The organism is Melaminivora alkalimesophila, from assembly GCF_000282995.1.
In the GTDB taxonomy this organism is placed as follows: domain Bacteria; phylum Pseudomonadota; class Gammaproteobacteria; order Burkholderiales; family Burkholderiaceae_C; genus Melaminivora; species Melaminivora alkalimesophila.
The window spans coordinates 1-13,637 of sequence record NZ_ALEE01000680.1; the positions used below are offsets into that span (position 1 = coordinate 1).

At 69.7% G+C, this 13,637-nt stretch carries 12 protein-coding genes; 8 read left to right on the forward strand and 4 right to left on the reverse strand.

The features are described from left to right. The 3 genes from A612_RS13205 to mnmH form a co-directional block, all read right to left on the reverse strand. On the reverse strand, positions 1-816 hold an 816-nt coding region (locus tag A612_RS13205), incomplete at its 3' end, for a patatin-like phospholipase family protein (protein WP_019374937.1). A 46-nt stretch (positions 817-862) separates the two neighbouring features. After that, positions 863-1,438, reverse strand: coding sequence for a restriction endonuclease (locus A612_RS13210; RefSeq protein WP_019374938.1), 576 nt, complete (start codon positions 1,436-1,438; stop codon positions 863-865). 58 nt (positions 1,439-1,496) lie between these two features. Next, positions 1,497-2,555 carry a tRNA 2-selenouridine(34) synthase MnmH gene (gene mnmH / locus A612_RS13215; RefSeq protein ID WP_019374939.1) on the reverse strand — a complete coding sequence of 353 codons (1,059 nt, stop codon included), beginning with the start codon at positions 2,553-2,555 and terminating at the stop codon, positions 1,497-1,499. Positions 2,556-2,672: 117 nt separating this feature from the next. Here mnmH and selD point away from each other — a divergent pair, with 117 nt between their 5' ends. Both selD and apbC read left to right on the forward strand, forming a co-directional pair. Next, positions 2,673-3,743: a selenide, water dikinase SelD gene (gene selD, locus A612_RS13220; protein ID WP_040436910.1), complete on the forward strand. Its 1,071-nt coding sequence runs from the start codon at positions 2,673-2,675 to the stop codon at positions 3,741-3,743. Positions 3,744-3,860: 117 nt separating this feature from the next. Beyond that, positions 3,861-4,952, forward strand: coding sequence for an iron-sulfur cluster carrier protein ApbC (apbC, locus tag A612_RS13225; RefSeq protein WP_019374941.1), 1,092 nt, complete (start codon positions 3,861-3,863; stop codon positions 4,950-4,952). 34 nt (positions 4,953-4,986) lie between these two features. On the opposite strand, the gene A612_RS13230 is transcribed toward apbC, so the two are convergent. After that, positions 4,987-5,226, reverse strand: coding sequence for a hypothetical protein (locus A612_RS13230; protein ID WP_019374942.1), 240 nt, complete (start codon positions 5,224-5,226; stop codon positions 4,987-4,989). A gap of 174 nt (positions 5,227-5,400) precedes the next feature. Between A612_RS13230 and A612_RS13235 the strand changes: the two genes are divergently transcribed. From A612_RS13235 to A612_RS13260, 6 genes are all read left to right on the forward strand, one after another. After that, positions 5,401-7,725 carry an FdhF/YdeP family oxidoreductase gene (locus tag A612_RS13235; RefSeq protein ID WP_019374943.1) on the forward strand — a complete coding sequence of 775 codons (2,325 nt, stop codon included), beginning with the start codon at positions 5,401-5,403 and terminating at the stop codon, positions 7,723-7,725. 307 nt (positions 7,726-8,032) lie between these two features. After that, on the forward strand, positions 8,033-8,296 hold the full coding sequence (locus tag A612_RS13240; protein WP_040436908.1) for a DUF4212 domain-containing protein: 264 nt from the start codon (positions 8,033-8,035) through the stop codon (positions 8,294-8,296). A 6-nt stretch (positions 8,297-8,302) separates the two neighbouring features. Continuing rightward, complete coding sequence (locus A612_RS13245; protein ID WP_019374945.1) at positions 8,303-10,045, forward strand: sodium:solute symporter family protein; 1,743 nt, start codon at positions 8,303-8,305, stop codon at positions 10,043-10,045. Between the two features lie 83 nt (positions 10,046-10,128). Next, positions 10,129-10,632: a hypothetical protein gene (locus A612_RS13250; protein WP_019374946.1), complete on the forward strand. Its 504-nt coding sequence runs from the start codon at positions 10,129-10,131 to the stop codon at positions 10,630-10,632. A gap of 25 nt (positions 10,633-10,657) precedes the next feature. Further along, a complete protein-coding gene (locus A612_RS13255; protein ID WP_019374947.1) occupies positions 10,658-10,900 on the forward strand; it encodes a hypothetical protein in 243 nt (80 codons plus the stop codon). A gap of 3 nt (positions 10,901-10,903) precedes the next feature. After that, positions 10,904-13,637, forward strand: a 2,734-nt coding sequence (locus A612_RS13260) for a sensor histidine kinase (protein ID WP_019374948.1), incomplete at its 3' end; no start/stop codon positions are given.

Consider the following 13,637-nt stretch of genomic DNA (forward strand, 5'->3'; position numbering starts at 1 on the left):
GCCTGCGGCGGCCGGGCGCAGGCGCGGCACGGCGCCGCCCGCGGCATGGGCCTCCCGGCCGGCGCCGACCACCAGGATGCGCTCGGCCCCGAGGTGGATGGCCGGAGCGATCGGCGCGGTCTGGCGCATCGAGCCGTCGCCGAAGTATTCGCTGTGGCCGTCGATCTCCACCGCCTGGGCGGGAAAGATGAAGGGGATGGCCGAGGAGGCCAGCAGGTGCGCGTGCGTGATGCGCGTGCGCAGGGCCCGCCGCTGCGAGCGCACCCAGGGCTCGAAGTCCTCGTGGGCGTCGAAGAAGGTGATGTGCTCGCCCGAGCTGTAGCTCGACGCCGTCACCGCCAGCGCCTGCAGCTGCCCGGCCTGGAACAGCCCGGGCAGGCGCTGCAGCGGCACCATGTCGCGCAGCAACCGGCCCAGCGGCGCGTTGTCCAGCAGCGAGCGTGGCCGCGTGTAGTGCCAGCGCGCCAGCATCCAGCCGAGCGACACCAGCGTCAGCCAGCGCGCGCCACTGCGCAGCATGCTGATCGCGTCGGCGTGGTAGACCTGCTGGGCGTCGAACTGGCTCCAGACCTGGGCGATGCGCCCCACCGCGTCGTCGAAGTCGTCCGCCACGCAGGCCAGCGCGGCGGCGTTGATGGCGCCGGCGGAGGTGCCCGTCAGGATCGGGAAGGGGTAGGGCCCCGACTGCGCGCCGCATTCCCGGCGCAGGTCGGCGATGGCCTGCAGGATGCCGACCTGGTAGGCCGCACGCGCGCCGCCGCCGGTCAGGACCAGGCCCGCACTGCCAGCCGGTGGTGGTGGGGGTGGGGAGTGCATGGCGGCTTTCTAGCGCAAATCCCGGCCGCGGGGCCACCCGGCGGGCTCAGGCGGCCAGCAGCAGGGTGTCGAGCGCCGTGCCCTCGAGAATCGCCAGGCCGTGTGCGGCCGCGAAGCGGCGCGCGGCCTCGCTGACGCTGCCCTGCAAGACGACGTAGGTGCCGGCCTGGGCGCCCTGTTGCTGCACCTGGGCGTGCAGGGCGCGCAGCGGCTCCACCCCGTGGCTGGCCGCCTTGTAGCGGCGCGCGGCGACCAGCACGAACTGCTCGGCATCGCCCTGGCGCAGCACGCGCAGATCGGCGTGCTGGATGTTGGGGGGAAGCGGCTCGACGGTGTGGCCCTCGGCGGTCCAGGCGCGGGTGAGCAGCGCCGCGAATTCGCGCCAGGGCATGGCCGCAGCGGCGCTGCGCGCCGCCTCCACCCGGGCGCGGCTGGGCGCGCGCCACTGGCGCCAGGCGGTGATGCCGCCGATCACGAAGATCGGCAGCGCCCCGGCGGCGGCAAAGGGCACGAGATGCGCCGGCAGCAGCGCCGCGCACAGCAGCACGATCGCGCCGCCGATCAGGAAGCTCACCCACCAGGGCGAGCGCAGCAGCACGGCAAAGCCCGAGTTCGGGGCCATCTTGAATTTCATGGAACGGAAGGCGGGGCGGTTGGGTTGCGTTCGGGGAGTCGGTGGATTATCGATTTGCGCAGCCTTGCTGTACGGCCCGGGCCAGGGCCTCGATGCCCCGGGGCGAGAGGTCGGCGGCCGCGAGGCGCCGGCGTTCGTCCCAATGCCGGAAGTTGCGCTGCTGCGAGCGGCTGTAGTGCGGGTCGTAATGCAGGCGCATCAATTCCTCGAACAGCGGCGCCAGCTCGCCCGCCTGTGCCCAGGCCTGCCAGCGCTGCACGGTGGCACGGCCATGCAGCTCGGTGAGCTGGGCCAGCCGCTCGGCGAGGGCGGGGCGGTCGTCGCCCAGGTAGGCGTAGTCGCGCAGCAGGTAGGCCAGGCGCTCGCCGGGCGGGGCCTCGATCTCGATGCAGGGGGCCGCGCGCAGGCGCTGCACCAGCGGCACCGGCACCGACAGCCGGCCGATGCGCGCGCTCTCGCCTTCCACATACACCGGCCGCTCCAGGTCGAAGCCCTCCAGCGCCGTGGCGATCTGCGTCTCGAAATGTTTCTGCGACGGTTGCTCGACGCCCGGCAGCGCGCCCAGCAGCGAACCCTTGTGGCGCGCCAGGCCCTCCAGGTCGAGCACCTGCGCGCCCTGGTCGGCGAGCGCGTGCAGCACGCGTGTCTTGGCGCTGCCGGTGGCGCCGGCGATGACGCGCAGCGCCAGCCGCGGCGCCAGCGCCTCGATCTGGGCGATGACGTGGCGCCGGAAGGCCTTGTAGCCGCCGGCGAGCTGCTGCGCGTCCCAGCCGACCAGGCGCAGCCACTGCACCATGGAGCCGCTGCGCATGCCGCCGCGCCAGCAATAGACCAGCGGCCGCCACTCGGGCGGCCTGTCCGCCAGCGGCCCGGCCAAGTGGCGAGCCAGGTTGGCCGCGACCATGCCGCCGCCCACGCGCCGCGCCTCGAAGGCGCTGTGCTGCACGTAGAGGGTGCCGACGATCGCGCGCTCCTCGTCGTTTAGCACCGGGCAGTTGATGGCGCCGGGAATGTGGTCTTCGGCGAACTCGGCCGGGGTGCGCGCGTCGATGAGCGCGTCGAAGCCGTGGCGGTCCTGCGGGCGGATGGGGCGGTGGTGGGACACGGGGCGGGCGCGGTGCGCGGCGAATGAATCTGGGATGATCCGGCGCGATGGACTGGCTCGTCGTGCGCTGGCGCGCCGGTCGGCCCATTGTCCGTGAACCTGCAAACCCTGCCTGCCATGAACGCCACTGCCCCGCTTTCCTCCGTCGCACCGCGCCTCACCTCCCTGTCCCACGGTGGGGGCTGCGGCTGCAAGATCGCGCCGGGCGTGTTGTCGCAGATCCTGGCGCAGAGCGGCGCGGCCGGGCTGGTGCCGCCCGAGCTGCTGGTGGGGCTGGAGACCGCCGACGATGCGGCGGTCTATCGCCTGAACGACGAACAGGCGCTGGTGGCGACCACCGACTTCTTCATGCCCATCGTGGACGATCCCTACGAGTTCGGCCGCATCGCCGCGACCAACGCGCTGTCGGACGTGTACGCCATGGGCGGGCGCCCCATCATGGCGCTGGCGCTGGTCGCCATGCCGATCGGCCAGCTGCCGCTGGAGACCATCGGCGCCATCCTGCGCGGCGGCCAGGACACCTGCCGCGCGGCCGGCATTCCCGTGGCGGGCGGCCACACCATCGATTCGGTCGAGCCCATCTACGGGCTGGTCGCGATGGGGCTGGTGCACCCCGAGCGGGTGCGGCGCAATGCCGGCGCCCGGCCGGGCGACGTGCTGATCCTGGGCAAGCCCCTGGGCGTGGGCGTGTACTCGGCGGCGCTGAAAAAGGAACAGCTCTCGGATGCCCACTACCGGGAGATGCTTGCCAGCACCACGCGCCTGAACACGCCCGGGCCGATCCTGGCCGACCTGGAGGGCGTGCACGCCATCACCGACGTGACCGGTTTCGGCCTGGCGGGCCATGCGCTGGAGATGGCGCGCGGCGCCGGCGCCACGATCGCCATCGACTGGGCGCGCGTGCCCCTGCTGCCGGGCGTGGCCGAGCTGGCGGCGCAAGGCTTCGTGACCGGCGCGAGCGGGCGCAACTGGGCCGGCTACGGGGAGGCGGTGGCGCTGGAGGCGGGCCTGCCCGCGACCACCCAGGCGCTGGCGACCGACCCGCAGACCTCGGGCGGGCTGCTGGTGGCCTGCGCGCCCGAGGCGGCCGACCAGGTGCTGACGGTGTTCGCGCGCGAGGGCTTTGACCGGGCTGCGGTGGTGGGCGAGGTGCAGGCGGGAGAGGCCCGGCTGCGGGTGCGCGCCTGAGCCCGTCGCAGGCCCTGCAGGGCGCGATCGGCGTGCGGCCAATCGCCCCACCGGCCGCAGGTTGAGGGCGCTTGGCTAGACTTTGCGCCACACCCACAGTTTCAATCCAACCACACCATGGCAGTTACCGAACAGGCGCTGCTGGCAGCCCTCGCCAGCGTCCAGGATCCACACACCGGCAAGGATTTCGTCAGCGCGCGTGCCGTGCGCAATGTGCAGATCGATGGTGGCGACGTGGCCTTCGACGTCGAGCTGGGCTACCCGGCCAAGAGCCTGATTCCCGAACTGCGCAGCCAGCTCATCGCCGCCGCGCGCAGCGTGCCGGGCGTGCAGAACGTCTCGGCCAACGTCACGACGAACATCATCGCCCATGCGGTGCAGCGCGGCGTGCAGCTGCTGCCGGGCGTGAAGAACATCATCGCCGTGGCCTCGGGCAAGGGCGGGGTGGGCAAGAGCACCACCGCCGTCAACCTGGCGCTGGCGCTGGCCGCCGAAGGCGCACGCGTCGGCCTGCTGGACGCCGACATCTACGGCCCCAGCATGCCGACCATGACGCGCACCTCGGGCAAGCCCGAGAGCCTGGACGGCAAGCTGATGGAGCCCAAGCACTCCATGGGCCTGCAGATCAATTCCATTGGCTTTCTGGTTGACGAGGCGCAGGCCATGATCTGGCGCGGCCCCATGGCCAGCCAGGCGTTGGAGCAGCTCATCATGCAGACGCGCTGGGACAATCTCGACTACCTGATCGTGGACATGCCGCCCGGCACCGGCGACATCCAGCTCACCATGGCGCAGAAAGTGCCCCTCACCGGCGCGGTGATCGTCACCACGCCGCAGGACATCGCCCTGATCGACGCCAAGAAGGGCATCACCATGTTCCAGAAGGTGAGCGTGCCGATCCTGGGGCTGGTCGAGAACATGGCGGTGCACGTGTGCAGCCATTGCGGCCATGCGGAGCACATCTTCGGCGCCGAAGGCGGCCGCAGGATGGCCGAGGCGCAGGGCCTGGACTACCTGGGGGCGCTGCCGCTGAAGATGTCGATCCGCGAGCAGGCCGACAGCGGCCAGCCCACGGTGGCCGCCGAGCCCGAGGGCGAAGTGGCGGCGCTCTACAGGAACATCGCCCGCAAGGTGGCGGTGAAGGTCGCCCAGCAGTCCAAGGATTTCTCGAGCAAGTTCCCGACCATCACCATCAGCAAGAAAAGCTGAGCGGGAGCTGAGCGGGAGCGGCCCGAAGCGCGCCTCAGCGCGCCGGCGGCACCGGAATCGCCGGCGCATGCGCGCCCGTGGCCTCGCGGCTCTCGGGCAGGTAGGGATCCTCGCGCGGCGCCACTAGGCGTGCCAGGGCGCCCACCAGCAAGGTGAGGGCGATGGCGGCGACGATGATCCACACCGCGCGGCGCCGGTCCTGCGAGGCCGGGACCTTGCGCGGATGGATGGGCGGATCGGCGTCTTCGATGCGGGAATCCGGAATGCGGGGCATAGGACCTCCTGGAAGGGCGAGGGTGGACGGGCGGCTGCGCCGTTCACGGCGCCTTCCCTTTTTAGGCCCGGGGCGCGCGCCGCTGCGTCGGACGGCGCCGCACGCGGGCCGGGTGCCGGCCGGCGCTGCGCCGCCATCGATTGACAGTCCGCCGCCAGCCACCAAGATAGCCCCATGTCCTCCGAGCAGAAAATCACCCTCTACCGTGGCCCCGCAGGCGGCTGGGGCGCGCTGAGCAGCGTCAAGGATGCACTGCTGCACCACGGCATCCCCGTCAAGGGCGCCAGGACGCTGCTGTCGGCCAACCAACCGGAGGGCTTCGACTGCCCCGGTTGCGCCTGGCCGGACCGCAATCCCCACTCCACCTTCGAATTCTGCGAAAACGGCGCCAAGGCTGTCGCGGCGGAAGCCACGGCACGGCGCGCCACGCCCGAGTTCTTCGCGCGCCACACCGTCACCGAGCTGGCGGCGCAAAGCGACTTCTGGCTGGAAGAGCAGGGGCGCCTGACGCACCCGCTGCGCTACGACGCCGCCAGCGACCGCTACGTGCCCATCGGCTGGGACGAGGCCTTTGCCCTGATCGCGCGCCACCTCAATGCGCTCGCCGATCCCGACCAGGCGATCTTCTACACCTCCGGCCGCACCAGCAACGAGGCGGCCTTTCTCTACCAGCTGTTCGTGCGCCAGTTCGGCACGAACAACTTCCCCGATTGCTCGAACATGTGCCACGAGCCCAGCGGCGTCGCCATGCGCGCGCAGCTCGGCACCGGCAAGGGCACGGTCACGCTGGCCGACTTCGAGCAGGCGGACGCGATCTTCATCTTCGGCCAGAACCCCGGCACCAACCACCCGCGGATGCTCGGCGAGCTGCGCGCGGCGCACCGGCGCGGTGCGCGCATCGTGAGCTTCAATCCCTTGCGCGAGCGCGGCCTGGAGCGCTTTGCCGATCCGCAGGACAAGCGCCAGATGGCGACGCTGGGCTCCTCGCCGATCAGCACGCACTACTTCCAGCTGCGCGTGGGCGGCGACCTGGCGGCGGTCACGGCCATGGCCAAGCACGTGCTGGAGGTGCACCGGGAGCGCGGCGGCGTGCTCGACGAGGCTTTCATTGCCGAACACACCACCGGCTTCGAGGCGCTCGCGGCGCAGCTCGCAGCCACGCCCTGGCGGGTGCTGGAAGAAGAGTCCGGCCTGAGCGAGGGGCAGCTGCGCGCCGCCGGCGAAGTGTATTGCAAGGCGGAGCGCGTGATCGCCTGCTGGGGCATGGGCATCACGCAGCACAAGCACGCGGTCGCGACCATCGAGGCGATCGTGAATCTGCTCCTGCTGCGCGGCAACATCGGGCGGCCGGGGGCTGGGCCCTGCCCGGTGCGCGGGCACAGCAACGTACAGGGCGACCGCACCATGGGCATCTGGGAGAGCCCGCCGCCGGCGTTGCTCGACCGGCTGGAGGCGGTCTATGGTTTCGCCCCGCCGCGCGCGCCGGGTGTGGACACGGTGGGCGCCATCCACCACATGCTGGCCGGCCGGGGCCGGGTGTTCATCGGCATGGGCGGCAACTTCGCGGCAGCGACGCCCGACACGCCGCTTGCCTGGAAGGCGCTGCGCCAGTGCGCGCTCACCGTCCACGTCGCCACCAAGCTCAACCGCAGCCACGTGGTGCACGGGCGCGAGGCGCTGCTCCTGCCCTGCCTGGGCCGCACCGAGGTCGACCTGCAGGCGGGCGGCCCGCAGGGCGTGACGGTCGAGGATTCGATGAGCATGGTGCACATCAGCCAAGGCATCAACCCGCCGGCCTCGCCGCACCTGCTGTCCGAGCCGGCCATCGTCGCGCGCATGGCGGCGGCCACGCTGGGCGCACGCAGCCGCGTGCCCTGGGGCTGGCTGGTCGAGGACTACGCCCGCATCCGGGACGAGATCGAGAAGGTCTTTCCGGACTTCCACGACTTCAACCAGCGCGTGGCCGTGCCAGGGGGCTTTCGGCTGCGCAACACCGCCAGCGAGCGCGTCTGGGCGACGCCCTCGGGCCGGGCGCAGTTCGCCGCGCACGCGCTGCCGCTGCCCACACCCGCGCACCGAGCGCGGGCGCAGAATCCTGCGCGGCAGGTCTTCACCCTGCTGTCCATGCGCTCGCACGACCAATACAACACCACCATCTACGGGCTGAACGACCGCTACCGCGGCGTGCACGGCCAGCGCCAGGTGGTGTTCATCCACGCCGAGGACCTGCGCGCGCTGGGCTTGCGGGCCGGCGAGCTGGTGGACATCCATGCGCTGTGGGACGAGGACGGCGGGCACGAGCGCTGTGTGCGCGGCTTCCGGCTGGTGGCCTACGACATCGCGCGCGGCAACCTTGCGGCCTACTACCCGGAGACCAACCCGCTGGTGCCCTTGTCGGCGGTGGCGGACGGCGCGGGCACGCCGACCTGCAAGTCCATCCCCGTGCTGCTGCTCCCGCACCGGGCGGCCGGTGGCGCCGCCTCCCGGGTTGGCGCCTGAGCGCCCGGTTTCCGCCTTCCGGGGCCCTCCCGTCTAGGGATTTGCCCTTGTTTTTGCCCCTGCGCGGGGCTTTGTAAGTCTGGCGCAAGCCCACCCCCTAGAGTGCCGGGCCAATGCCTGAAAAAAGGGAATTTTCCTCCGCGCCGCTTTTTCTTCCCGAAAAAATCGGCGCCGCTTCCGTGCGGGCATTGAGGCCAATGTTCACCAAAACCAAGGAGGCGCTAGCGACCACGACTGCAACAGAGGCGGTAATTCATACCAGTCATCCAGCCTGGCCGTGTAAAGACACGAAAACAAGGGGTTATTTATGGCTAAACAAATTACGGAGAGAGATCAGGCCTATTGGCGCGCGAACGTTCGCCTGATCACCATCTGCCTGGTCATCTGGGCAACGGTTTCCTATGGTTTTGGAATTTTGCTGCGCCCATTGCTGATGGGAATCACGATCGGTGGCACGGACCTGGGTTTCTGGTTTGCCCAGCAGGGGTCCATCCTCACTTTTCTGGCGCTGGTGTTCTTCTACTCCTGGCGCATGAACAAGCTCGACAAAGAATTCGGCCTGAAGGAATAAGCGACCATGAGTCAATTCTGGATCAACTTCATTTTCGTCGTCGGCTCCTTCGTCATCTATACCTGGATTGCGGTATGGGCCCGGGCCAGGACCACGCGCGAGTTCTACATCGCCGGCGGCGAGGTCAACCCGGTCATGAACGGTGCTGCCACGGCGGCCGACTGGCTGTCGGCGGCGTCCTTCATCTCGGTCGCCGGCCTGATTTCCATCGGCTACGTCAACTCGGCCTTCATCATGGGGTGGACCGGCGGCTATGTGCTGCTGGCCACCCTGCTGGCGCCCTACCTGCGCCGCTTCGGCTCCTACACCGTGCCTGACTTCGTCGGCAAGCGCTACGCCAGCAAGACCGCGCGCGTGGTGGCGGTGCTGTGCCTGGTGGTGATCTCGCTCACCTACGTGATCGGCCAGATGACCGGCGCCGGCGTGGCCTTCGCCCGCTTCCTGGAGGTGGAAAGCTCCACCGGCCTGATCATCTCGGCGCTGGTGGTGTTCTTCTACGCCGTGCTCGGCGGCATGAAGGGCGTGACCTACACGCAGGTGGCGCAGTACATCGTGCTGATCCTGGCCTTCACCATCCCGGCGGTGTACCTGTCGCTGATGATGACCGGCCACTTCCTGCCGCAGACGGGCCTGTTCGGCGAGCACACCGCCTCGGGCATGCCCTTGCTGCAGAAGCTGAACGAAGTGGTGCGCGACCTGGGCTTCCAGGACTACACGGCCGACGTCAGCAACAAGTGGAACATGTTCCTGTTCACGCTGACGCTGATGGTCGGCACCGCCGGCCTGCCGCACGTGATCATCCGCTTCTTCACCGTGCCCAACATCCAGGACGCCCGCTGGTCGGCCGCCTGGGCGCTGGTGTTCATCGCGCTGTTCTACACCACGGTGCCGGCGCTGGCGGCGATGTCGCGCCTGAACCTGATCGAGACCATCTACCCGAACGGCACCAAGGCCGCGCCGCTGGTGTACGAGGAGCGTCCCGAGTGGGTGAAGAACTGGGAGCACACCGGGCTGCTGAAGTTCGAGGACAAGAACGGCGACGGCCGCATCCAGTTCTACAACGACGCCAACAAGGAGCTCACCACCAACGCCGAGTGGGCCAAGGACTGGAAGGGCAACGAGCTGACGGTGAACAACGACATCCTGGTGCTGGCCCTGCCCGAGATCGCCAACATGCCCGCGTGGATCATCGGCCTGATCGCGGCCGGGGGCATCGCGGCGGCGCTGTCGACGGCGTCCGGGTTGCTGATGGCGATTTCCTCGGCGGTGAGCCACGACCTGCTGAAGAACACGCTGATGCCGCACCTCACGGAGCAAAAGGAGATGCTCTACGCACGCATCGCGATGGTCGGGGCGATCGTCGTCGCCACTTGGCTGGGCCTGAATCCACCCGGCTTTGCGGCGCAGACGGTGGCGCTGGCCTTCGGGATGGCGGCCTCGTCGATCTTCCCCGCGCTGGTGCTGGGCATCTTCTCCACGCGCATCAACAGCAAGGGGGCGATTGCCGGGATGCTGGCCGGTTCGCTGGCGACGGTGACCTACATCTTCATGTACCTGGGCTGGTTCTTCATCCCCGGCACCAACTCCTTCCCGAACACGCCGGAGCACTGGATCCTGGGCATCTCGCCGCTGTCGGTGGGCTGCATCGGGGCGGCGATCAACATCGCCGTGTCGGTGATCGTTTCCCTGGCCACCGAGGACACGACCGAGGAGACCAAGGACATGGTGCGCCACGTGCGTTACCCGTGATGGCTGTGCAATCCTGAAAGGGTTGCAGCTTGCAGGTGGGCTTTCGGTGAAGGCCCACCTTTTTTGTCAGGGATGGAACAACAATGATTTGGCATCTGGTGGGCGTTCTGGTCATGGGCCTGTGCCTCGGGGGCCTGGCCTTTTTCGTGCGGAAGGCCACGCGCAACCGGCTGGCCAAATGGTGGATCCCGGCGTCGGCCGCGGCCGGCATGCTGGGCTACCTCGCCTATTACGACTATGACTGGTACGATTTCAAGCGCAGCCAGCTGCCCGAAGGCACGGTCGTGGTCCACGAGGAGCGGGGCCGCAGCCTGCTCAAGCCCTGGAGCTACCTCCATCCGGCGGTCAATGCCTTCGTGGCCCTGGACGGAAAGCACAGCACGCGGCTGCAGGACGGCCAGCGGCTGGTGGAATATTTCGAATACCGTTTCCACAAGGATCCGCTGGAGCGCCTGGAAACCCAGGCCTATGTGCTCAACTGCGAAACCCAGGAGCGCGTGGCCTTCGACGCGAAGGATGGCAGGCCGACCGGGCCGGTGGAGGGGATTTCCACGGAAAGCGCCATTTTCCGGAGCGCCTGCCGCTGACTGAGATGGCGCGGGAGGGGGCGAGATGCGCAGGAACCGGCTCAGGGAACGCCTGCTCGGGCTGTTTGCGGCGGGCTGGCTGCTGCTGAACTTTCCGCTGTTCAGCATCTGGGACCGTGAGCAGTTCGTCCTGGGCTGGCCGCTGCTGCCAGCGGCGGCCTTTGCCATCTGGCTGTTGCTGATCGTGGCGCTGGCAGTGCTGGTGGAGCGCGGGCGCAGCCGCGGCGCGGCCGGCGGCGCGCGCGCACAGCCGCCCGGGGACGGCTGAGCGATGGGCGCCCCGCTGGTCCTGGCCGTCTCGCTGGCCTACCTGGCCTTGCTGTTTGTGGTCGCCTACGTGGGCGACCGGCGCGCGGCGCGCGGGCGCTCGCTCATCAACAGCCCCTGGGTGTATGCGCTGTCGCTGGGGGTGTACTGCACCGCCTGGACCTACTTCGGCAGCGTGGGCCGCGCGGCCAGCGAGGGGCTGTGGTTCCTGCCGGTGTATCTGGGGCCGACCATGGCGATGGTGCTGGGCTGGATGGTGCTGCGCAAGATCGTGCGCATCGCCAAGGCGCAGCGCATCACGTCGATCGCCGACTTCATCGCCAGCCGCTACGGCAAGAGCCGGCTGCTGGCCGTGGGCGTGACGGTGATCGCCATCGTGGGCGTGGTGCCCTACATCGCGCTGCAGCTCAAGGCCGTGTCGGCCGCCTACGGGCTGCTGACCACGCCCGGGGTGGTCGAGCAGGCGACGCAGGTGCCCTGGAGCCGCGACAGCACCTTCTACCTCGCGCTGGTGCTGGCCGGCTTCACCATGATCTTCGGCGCGCGCCACCTGGACGCCACCGAACGCCACGAGGGCATGGTCGCGGCCATCGCCTTCGAGTCGGTGGTCAAGCTGATCGCCTTCCTGGCCGTCGGCGCCTTCGTGACCTACGGGCTGTTCGACGGTTTCGCCGACGTGTTTGCGCGTGCGCAGGCGCAGCCGGAGCTGCGTGCGCTGATGCGGCTGGAGCAGGGCGCGGCCTTTGCCTGGCCGCAGTGGTTCACCATGAACGTGCTGTCGATGGTGGCGGTGCTGATGCTGCCGCGCCAGTTCCAGATCATGGTGGTCGAGAACGTGCACGAGGAGCACCTGCGGCGCGCCAGCTGGCTGTTTCCGGCCTACCTGCTGGCGATCAACGTGTTCGTGATCCCGATCGCCCTGGGGGGGCTGCTGTTCTTCGCGGGCCAGCCCGTCAACCCGGACAACTTCGTGCTGTCGCTGCCGCTGGCGGCCGGGCAGGGCGGGCTGGCGCTGTTCGTGTTCATTGGCGGGCTGTCGGCCGCGACCGGGATGGTGATCGTCGAGAGCATCGCGGTGTCGATCATGGTCAGCAACGAGCTGGTGCTGCCGCTGCTGCTGCGCTGGCGCGCGCTGGTGGGCGAGGGGCTGTCGGACCTGACGCGCATCCTGCTCAACATCCGGCGCATCACCATCTTGCTGCTGCTGCTGCTGGGCTATGCCTATTTCCATGTGGCGAGCGAAGCCTACGCGCTGGTGAGCATCGGGCTGATCAGCTTCGCGGCGGTGGCGCAGTTCGCGCCGGCGGCGCTGATCGGGCTGTACTGGCGCGCCGGCACGCGGCTGGGGGCATTGGGCGGGCTGTCGGCGGGTTTCGGGGTCTGGGTCTACACGCTGATGCTGCCCTCGATCGCCAAGTCGGGCTGGCTGGACGACGCCTTCGTGCGCGAGGGGCCGGCTGGCCTGTGGTGGCTGCGGCCGGAGGCGCTGTTCGGCCTGGACGGGCTGGACGCGCTGACGCACTCGCTGTTCTGGAGCCTGCTGCTGAACGTCTCGGTCTACATCGCGCTGTCACTGGCGCGCGAGCCCTCGGCGCGCGAGACCAGCCAGGCACTGATCTTCGTCGATGCCGGGCGGCGCGATGGCGATGCCACACCGATCTTCTGGCGCGGCGAGGCGCGGGTGGAGGACCTGCGCCAGCTGTGCCTGCGCCTCTTCGGGCGCAGCCGCACGCAGGCGCTGTTCGACGAGTACGCACGGCGCTGGGGGGCGCAGTCGCTGGCACGTGCCGACGCGCAGTTCGTGAGCTTCATCGAGACCAAGCTGGCGGGGGCGGTGGGCGGGGCCTCGGCGCGGGTGCTGGTGGCCTCGGTGTCCAAGGAGGAGTCGCTGACCACCGACGACGTGCTGAGCATGCTCGAGGAGGCTTCGCAGCTGCGCGCCTATTCGCGTGCGCTGGAGGAAAAGTCGCGCTCGCTGGAGGAGGCGACGCAGCGCCTGCGCGAGGCCAACGAGCAGCTCAAGGGCCTGGACGAGCTGCGCGAGGAGTTCATGTCCTCCGTGACGCACGAGCTGCGCACGCCGCTGACCTCGATCCGGGCGCTGGCGGAGCTGATGCGCGACGACCCGGACATGCCGGCCGCCCAGCGCCAGCAGTTCATCGACATCGTGGTGGCGGAGGCCGAGCGGCTCTCGCGCCTGGTCACGCAGGTGCTGGACCTGGCCAAGATCGAGGCCGGGCGGGCGCAGTGGAACGATGTCGAGCTGGACCTGCGCGCGCTGGTGGCGCAGGCCGCGGAGACCACGCGCGAGCTGCTGCGCGAGCGCGGCAGCGAGCTGGAGCTGGACCTGCCGGAAGGGGGCCCGGAGGGCGGCGGACTGTGGGTGCGCGCCGATCCGGACAAGCTGCAGCAGGTCATGCTCAACCTGCTGTCCAATGCCATCAAGTTCGTGCCGCCGGGAGCGGGGCGGGTGCGGCTGCGGCTGCAGGCCGATGGCGACTGGCTGACGGTGTCGGTGACGGACAACGGCCCGGGCATCTCCGCCGAGGAGCAGCAGGCGGCCTTCGACAAGTTCCGCCAAGTGGGCGACCCGCGCCAGCGCCGCCAGGGCACGGGCCTGGGGCTGCCCATCTGCCGGCAGATCGTGGAACATTACGGCGGGCGCATCGGCGTGCATTCGGAGGTCGGGCAGGGCGCGACCTTCCATTTCTCGCTGCCGCGGCTGCGGCCGGCGACCG

Bases quoted from the DNA above. Each gene is read 5' to 3' on its own strand.
- A612_RS13210 (WP_019374938.1), bottom strand. From the start codon at position 1,438: ATGGCCCCGAACTCGGGCTTTGCCGTGCTGCTGCGCTCGCCCTGGTGG.
- A612_RS13255 (WP_019374947.1), top strand. From the start codon at position 10,658: ATGCGCAGGAACCGGCTCAGGGAACGCCTGCTCGGGCTGTTTGCGGCG.
- A612_RS13250 (WP_019374946.1), top strand. From the start codon at position 10,129: ATGATTTGGCATCTGGTGGGCGTTCTGGTCATGGGCCTGTGCCTCGGG.
- A612_RS13245 (WP_019374945.1), top strand. From the start codon at position 8,303: ATGAGTCAATTCTGGATCAACTTCATTTTCGTCGTCGGCTCCTTCGTC.
- A612_RS13230 (WP_019374942.1), bottom strand. From the start codon at position 5,226: ATGCCCCGCATTCCGGATTCCCGCATCGAAGACGCCGATCCGCCCATC.
- A612_RS13240 (WP_040436908.1), top strand. From the start codon at position 8,033: ATGGCTAAACAAATTACGGAGAGAGATCAGGCCTATTGGCGCGCGAAC.
- selD (WP_040436910.1), top strand. From the start codon at position 2,673: ATGAACGCCACTGCCCCGCTTTCCTCCGTCGCACCGCGCCTCACCTCC.
- apbC (WP_019374941.1), top strand. From the start codon at position 3,861: ATGGCAGTTACCGAACAGGCGCTGCTGGCAGCCCTCGCCAGCGTCCAG.
- A612_RS13235 (WP_019374943.1), top strand. From the start codon at position 5,401: ATGTCCTCCGAGCAGAAAATCACCCTCTACCGTGGCCCCGCAGGCGGC.